This window comes from Alkalibacterium sp. s-m-28 (genome assembly GCF_054658175.1).
Genome location: NZ_BAAGIQ010000528.1, coordinates 1 through 216, shown reverse-complemented (window position 1 = coordinate 216; position 216 = coordinate 1). Strand labels below are relative to the sequence as shown.

1 pseudogene is annotated in these 216 nt (G+C 44.4%); it reads left to right on the top strand.

Annotation, left to right across the window (positions count from 1 at the left end):
• A pseudogene (locus tag ACYQ4S_RS13130) lies at positions 1 to 216 on the top strand (IS5/IS1182 family transposase); the annotation flags it as partial.

Below are 216 nucleotides of genomic sequence, written 5' to 3'. Positions count from 1 at the left end.
TGGACGGTGTGCGGTTTAGTTTTACCCACTACAGCACACGTGTGGATAAACAGGGATATACGCGTCAGTTTAAAGTGTACACAGCAGACAAGGAACAAATGGATGACAGGCTGAATAAACTAGCCAAAACCCCGAAGGGGAACCAAAGACAAACATCGGTGAATTACAATTGGGAATACTTTAAACATCAAGCGAAAGCACACCTGGAGAGCGATT